Source organism: Streptomyces sp. 8L (assembly GCF_020176795.1).
Lineage (GTDB): Bacteria > Actinomycetota > Actinomycetes > Streptomycetales > Streptomycetaceae > Streptomyces.
In genome coordinates this window covers 9,437-15,850 of the sequence record NZ_JAIUKE010000255.1, presented here as the reverse complement: position 1 = coordinate 15,850, position 6,414 = coordinate 9,437, and the positions used below count along the sequence as shown (strand labels likewise).

Sequence of the window (6,414 nt, the reverse complement as noted above, 5' to 3'; positions counted from 1 at the left end):
GATGGGCGGTTTGCAGCTGAAGCGGCGGGCCCGTCTTGTGCCCCGCCGCGCCCCCCCCCCGGCGCGGCCCCCCCCCCCCCCGCCCCCCCCCACCTCTGCGCCGGCAGCCGTCCCGTCACTTCACCGGCTCGGGTTCCGGTGCGCTGGCCGCTTCGGCCGTGCCCGCCGGGTCGGCCGGGGCCTTCACCGAGTCGAGCAGCAGCTGCGCCACATCGACGACCTGGAGTGATTCCGCCGCCTTGCCGTCGTTCTTCTTGCCGTTGACGGAGTCCGTCAGCATGACGAGGCAGAACGGGCAGGCGGTGGAGATGATGTCCGGGTTCAGGGACAGCGCCTCGTCCACGCGCTCGTTGTTGACGCGCTTGCCGATGCGCTCCTCCATCCACATGCGCGCGCCGCCCGCGCCGCAGCAGAAGCCGCGTTCCTTGTGGCGGTGCATCTCCTCGCTGCGCAGGCCGGGCACGTTCGCGATGATCTCGCGCGGCGGCGTGTAGACCTTGTTGTGGCGTCCCAGGTAGCACGGGTCGTGGTAGGTGATGAGGCCCTCGACCGGGGTGACCGGAACCAGCTTGCCGTCGTCCACGAGGTGCTGGAGCAGCTGTGTGTGGTGGATGACCTCGTACTCGCCGCCGAGCTGCGGGTACTCGTTCGCGATGGTGTTGAAGCAGTGCGGGCAGGTCGCGACGATCTTCTTCGACGCCTTCGGCTTCCTCGTCGACTCGTCGACCCGTCCGTCCTCGTCGAGGGATTCGCCGAACGCCATGTTCAGCATCGCGACGTTCTCCTGGCCGAGCTGCTGGAACAGCGGCTCGTTGCCGAGGCGGCGGGGAGAGTCGCCGGTGCACTTCTCGTCGCCGCCCATGATCGCGAACTTGACGCCCGCGATGTGCAGCAGTTCCGCGAAGGCCTTGGTGGTCTTCTTCGCGCGGTCCTCGAGGGAGCCCGCGCAGCCGACCCAGTACAGGTAGTCGACCTCGGAGAGGTCTTCCACGTCCTTACCGACGACCGGTACGTCGAAGCCGAGGCCCTTGGTCCACTCCAGGCGCTGCTTCTTGGCGAGGCCCCACGGGTTGCCGCGCTTCTCCAGGTTCTTGAGCATCGTGCCGGCCTCGCTCGGGAAGGCGCTCTCGATCATCACCTGGTAGCGGCGCATGTCGACGATGTGGTCGATGTGCTCGATGTCGACGGGGCACTGCTCGACGCACGCGCCGCAGGTCGTGCAGGACCAGAGCACGTCCGGGTCGATGACGCCGTTCTCCGCCAGCGTGCCGATCAGCGGGCGTTCGGCCTCGGCGAGCGCGGTGGCGGGGACGCCGGCCAGCTGCTCGGCGCTCGCCTTCTCCTCGCCCTCGGCGTTCTTGCCGCCGCCCGCGAGGAGGTACGGGGCCTTCGCGTGGGCGTGGTCGCGCAGCGACATGATCAGGAGCTTCGGCGAGAGGGGCTTGCCGGTGTTCCAGGCGGGGCACTGCGACTGGCAGCGCCCGCACTCGGTGCACGTGGAGAAGTCGAGGATGCCCTTCCAGGAGAAGTCCTCGATCGCGGAGACGCCGAAGACGGTCTCCTCTGCGCCCTCCTCGTCGTCGAAGACCGTCTCGAAGTCGATGACCTTGCCGCCGCTCGCCATCGGCTGGAGCGGGCCGAGCGCCGTTCCGCCGTCCGCCCGCCGCTTGAACCAGATGTTCGGGAAGGCGAGGAAGCGGTGCCAGGCGACACCCATGTCGGTCTTGAGCGCGACGGTGATCATCCAGACGAAGGACGTCCCGAGCTTGATCATCGCGAACAGGTAGACGAGGTTCTGCTGGGTGCCGGTGCCGAGCCCCCGGAAGGCGGCGACGAGCGGGTAGGAGAGCAGGTACGAGACGGTGTACGAGGTCTCGTGGTGCAGCGAGCCCTCCAGGCCGCGCAGCGCCAGGATGCACAGGCCGATGATCAGGATGACGGCCTCGACGAAGTACGCCTGGCCGAAGTTCGATCCCGCGAAGCGGGACTTGCGCTCGGCGCGGCCGGGGCGGGAGAGCTGGCGGATGACGATCAGCACCAGGATGCCGAGGGTCGTCAGCACGCCGATGAGGTCGACGAAGACCTCGTAGGGCGCCCAGTTCCCGATCACCGGCAGGAGCCAGTCGGCCTGGAAGATCTGGCCGAACGCGTTGATCAGCGTGAGGATCAGCGAGAAGAAGCCGACCGCCACGAACCAGTGCGCGACGCCGATGACGCCCCACTGGTTCATGCGCGTGTGGCCGAGGAACTCCCTGGCCACGGTCATGGTGCGGGTGGCGGGTTCGTCCGTGCGCGTGCCCGCGGGGACGGACTGGCCGAGCCGTACGAAGGTGAAGATCTGCGCGATGGCGCGGGAGAACAGCGCCACACCGACGACGGCGAGCACCAGCGACACGATGATCGCGGCGAGTTGCATGGAGGGCTCCTCGGGCCTGCGAGGTAAGGAGGGTCCGCAGGATTCCGCACGCTGCGGCCGCTCAGCTTCCTACTGCTTCTTACTAAGCGGTAACTTAATCGGTCCGCACTGAGCGTACCCACTTATCCGGCCGCAATGTAACGCCGTGACCGGTGATCTGCGTCGCTCACCGTGACACGTCCGTGCGCGGTGCGCGAACCCGGGTGGCACCCCCGTGCGCGGGGCCAGGACCCCACCGCCCGCGCCACGCGGCCGCCGCCGCCCTCGGGCGGGCGTGGTCCGCGGCCCGCGGGAGTCCGGCGAGCAGCGGCCGCCGCCGCGCTCGCGGCACCATCGCGGGGCCGCCGCGCCGCGCGCGCGGCGCGGACCGGCCGGCCCGCGGCGAGAGGGCGCGCAGGGAGGCGGCCAGCAGTGCCAGGTCTCCGGCCAGGCAGTAGTGCTCCACATAGTGCTGGTCGAGCAGCGGGGCCTCGTCCCAGGGCAGGCGTGAAGCGCGCCGCACCTGGGCGAGGCCGGTCAGCCCCGGCCGTACGGTGCTCCGCCAGGCGCAGTGCGTGCGCCGGTGGCCCCTGGGCAGAGGCGCGGGGCCGACGAGCGACATCCGGCCGCGTACGACCTCGGGCAGCCGGGACAGCAGGTCGAGGCGGAGCCGCCGGGTGCGCAGCGACCGCAGCGTGAACGGCCGGCCGTGCAGTCCGACCACCTCTTCCTTGCGGAAGACGCGGCCCCGCAGGGCCGGGGGCGCGCCCCGCGTCGCGCCGTCTCCGGCGCCCCTTGTCGCGCATTCCCCCGCGTCCCTTCCGGTGAGGGCGCGTACGGCGAGGACGAGCGCCGCTGTCGCGAGGAGCGGCGCGGCCGCCAGCAGCAGGAGTGTGCCGAGGGCGAGGTCGAGGGCACGTTTCGGGTCCGGCGGGCGTTCTCCCAGGGAGAGGGCGCGGGCGCGCCGCGGTGCGGGCCCGTGCGGGGGCGTGGTGGCGGCCGGGGGTTCCGGGTGCTGATCGAGCCGCATGGGCAGCTGTCCGTTCCATCCGATATGTGAATTTCGCCGGTTTCACAGAACGATCGCACGCGCGCCCGCCGTTCCCGTGGCGTCGGCGGTGTCCGTCGTGGCGTACGCGGTGTGCGTGGCGCCCGGCGGTGTCGGCGGGGCCTTCCGGAAGGGGTGCCGGCGGGGTGCCGGTGGGGTGCCGGCGGGCTCTTCCGGACGGGGCCGAAGGGTGTGCCGTACGCCGAAGGCGAGCCGGAAGTGCCCGCATCGGCCCAGGTCGGACCCGCCCCTCGCAAGGGCTCCGCACAATAGTTGAGCCGCCTTCGCTCAGGTCCTTTGACAGGGTGCGATCCGTGTTGCATCCTTGAGCCTGTTGCACTCAAGTCAGCTGGAGGAATCGAAATGGCACGTGCGGTCGGCATCGACCTGGGCACGACTAACTCCGTCGTCAGCGTTCTCGAAGGCGGCGAGCCCACCGTCATCACCAACGCCGAAGGCGCCAGGACCACGCCGTCCGTCGTCGCCTTCGCCAAGAACGGCGAAGTGCTCGTCGGCGAGGTCGCGAAGCGCCAGGCGGTCACCAACGTCGACAGGACCATCCGGTCGGTCAAGCGCCACATGGGCACCGACTGGAAGATCAACCTCGACGGCAAGGACTTCAACCCGCAGCAGATCTCGGCCTTCGTGCTGCAGAAGCTGAAGCGGGACGCCGAGGCGTACCTGGGCGAGAAGGTCGCCGACGCGGTGATCACCGTTCCCGCGTACTTCAACGACTCGGAGCGCCAGGCGACGAAGGAGGCCGGCGAGATCGCGGGCCTGAACGTCCTGCGCATCGTCAACGAGCCGACGGCGGCCGCTCTGGCGTACGGCCTCGACAAGGACGACCAGGTCATCCTGGTCTTCGACCTCGGTGGTGGCACGTTCGACGTGTCGCTGCTCGAGATCGGCGACGGCGTCGTCGAGGTGAAGGCCACCAACGGTGACAACCACCTCGGTGGTGACGACTGGGACCAGCGTGTCGTCGACTACCTGGTCAAGCAGTTCTCGAACGCGCACGGCGTGGACCTGAGCAAGGACAAGATGGCCCTCCAGCGCCTCCGCGAGGCCGCTGAGAAGGCGAAGATCGAGCTGTCCTCCTCCACGGAGACCACGATCAACCTGCCCTACATCACGGCGTCCGCCGAGGGCCCGCTGCACCTGGACGAGAAGCTCACGCGCGCCCAGTTCCAGCAGCTGACCTCGGACCTGCTGGAGCGCTGCAAGACCCCGTTCCACAACGTCATCAAGGACGCCGGCATCCAGCTGAGCGAGATCGACCACGTCGTCCTCGTCGGCGGTTCGACCCGTATGCCCGCCGTCGCGGAGCTCGTCAAGGAGCTGACCGGCGGCAAGGACGCCAACAAGGGCGTCAACCCGGACGAGGTCGTCGCCATCGGCGCCGCCCTCCAGGCCGGTGTCCTCAAGGGTGAGGTCAAGGACGTCCTGCTCCTCGACGTGACCCCGCTGTCCCTCGGCATCGAGACCAAGGGCGGCATCATGACCAAGCTGATCGAGCGCAACACCACGATCCCGACGAAGCGCTCCGAGATCTTCACGACGGCCGAGGACAACCAGCCGTCGGTGCAGATCCAGGTCTACCAGGGCGAGCGCGAGATCGCGGCGTACAACAAGAAGCTCGGGATGTTCGAGCTGAGCGGCCTGCCGCCGGCCCCCCGCGGAGTCCCGCAGGTCGAGGTGTCCTTCGACATCGACGCCAACGGCATCATGCACGTGACCGCGAAGGACCTGGGCACGGGCAAGGAGCAGAAGATGACCGTCACCGGCGGCTCCTCGCTGCCGAAGGACGAGGTCGACCGGATGCGCCAGGAGGCCGAGCAGTACGCGGACGAGGACCACAAGCGCCGCGAGGCCGCCGAGACCCGCAACCAGGGCGAGCAGCTCGTCTACCAGACCGAGAAGTTCCTCAAGGACAACGAGGACAAGGTCCCCGGTGACGTCAAGACCGAGGTCGAGACCGCCATCGGCGACCTGAAGGAGAAGCTGAAGGGCGAGGACACCGCCGAGATCCGTACGGCCACCGAGAAGGTCGCCGCCGTCTCCCAGAAGCTCGGCCAGGCCATGTACGCGAACGCGGGGGCCGACGGTGCCGCCGCGGGCGCGGCGGGTGCCGAGGGCGGCGCCGAGGGTGCCGGCCAGGCCGCCGACGGCCAGGACGACGTCGTCGACGCCGAGATCGTGGACGACGAGCGCGACAGCAAGGGCGGTGCCGCGTGACGGAGGAGACTCCGGGCTTCGAGGAGAAGCCCGACGTCCCCTCCGGCGCCGACCCCGACGACGCGCCGAAGGGCGCAGGGCCGGGCTCCGCGGAGTCCGGCCAGGCGGCCCAGGCCGGGGACGTACAGGACAAGGCGGCACTGACCGCGCAGCTGGACCAGGTGCGCACCGCGCTCGGTGAGCGCACCGCGGACCTCCAGCGCCTCCAGGCGGAGTACCAGAACTACCGCCGTCGGGTGGAGCGCGACCGGGTGACCGTGCGCGAGATCGCCGTGGCGAATCTGCTGACCGAGCTGCTGCCCGTGCTCGACGACATCGGCCGGGCGCGGGAACACGACGAGCTGGTCGGCGGGTTCAAGTCGGTGGGGGAGTCGCTGGAGGCGGTCGCGGCGAAGCTGGGTCTCCAGCAGTTCGGCGAGGAGGGCGAGCCCTTCGACCCGACGATCCACGAGGCCCTGATGCACTCGTACGCACCGGACGTCACGGAGACGACCTGCGTCGCGATCCTCCAGCCGGGGTATCGGTTCGGCGAGCGGACCATCAGGCCCGCACGGGTCGCCGTGGCCGAGCCCCAGCCGGGGGCGCAGCCCAAGGCGTCCGACGAGGACGCGGCGGGCGAGGGCTCCGAGGCCGGCGCGGACGACGGGAAGCCCACGAAGGAGAACGGTGGCCCGGACGAGGGCTGACACGGCGGCGGCCGGTGCGGCGGAGGTGACCGCGCGAGCGGGGACACCCG

The 6,414-nt window shown here is 70.2% G+C and carries 4 protein-coding genes; 2 read left to right on the top strand and 2 right to left on the bottom strand.

Translation table 11 applies throughout. The annotated features are described in order from the left end of the window. Positions 1–115: 115 nt before the first annotated feature. Both LCE31_RS21390 and LCE31_RS21385 read right to left on the bottom strand, forming a co-directional pair. The gene (locus LCE31_RS21390; protein ID WP_225016547.1) at positions 116–2,416 is read right to left on the bottom strand and encodes a (Fe-S)-binding protein; all 2,301 of its coding nucleotides are present in this window, start codon (positions 2,414–2,416) and stop codon (positions 116–118) included. 166 nt (positions 2,417–2,582) lie between these two features. Then, on the bottom strand, positions 2,583–3,425 hold the full coding sequence (locus tag LCE31_RS21385; RefSeq protein WP_225016545.1) for a sugar transferase: 843 nt from the start codon (positions 3,423–3,425) through the stop codon (positions 2,583–2,585). Positions 3,426–3,806: 381 nt separating this feature from the next. Between LCE31_RS21385 and dnaK the strand changes: the two genes are divergently transcribed. Continuing rightward, the gene (gene dnaK / locus LCE31_RS21380; protein WP_225016543.1) at positions 3,807–5,678 is read left to right on the top strand and encodes a molecular chaperone DnaK; all 1,872 of its coding nucleotides are present in this window, start codon (positions 3,807–3,809) and stop codon (positions 5,676–5,678) included. After that, positions 5,675–6,364 (top strand): nucleotide exchange factor GrpE, encoded by a 690-nt coding sequence (gene grpE / locus LCE31_RS21375; RefSeq protein WP_225016541.1) that lies wholly within the window; start codon positions 5,675–5,677, stop codon positions 6,362–6,364. Before dnaK ends, grpE begins: the two co-directional genes overlap by 4 nt. Positions 6,365–6,414: the final 50 nt, after the last annotated feature.

Bases quoted from the DNA above. Each gene is read 5' to 3' on its own strand.
- LCE31_RS21390 (WP_225016547.1), bottom strand. From the start codon at position 2,416: ATGCAACTCGCCGCGATCATCGTGTCGCTGGTGCTCGCCGTCGTCGGT.
- LCE31_RS21385 (WP_225016545.1), bottom strand. From the start codon at position 3,425: ATGCGGCTCGATCAGCACCCGGAACCCCCGGCCGCCACCACGCCCCCG.
- dnaK (WP_225016543.1), top strand. From the start codon at position 3,807: ATGGCACGTGCGGTCGGCATCGACCTGGGCACGACTAACTCCGTCGTC.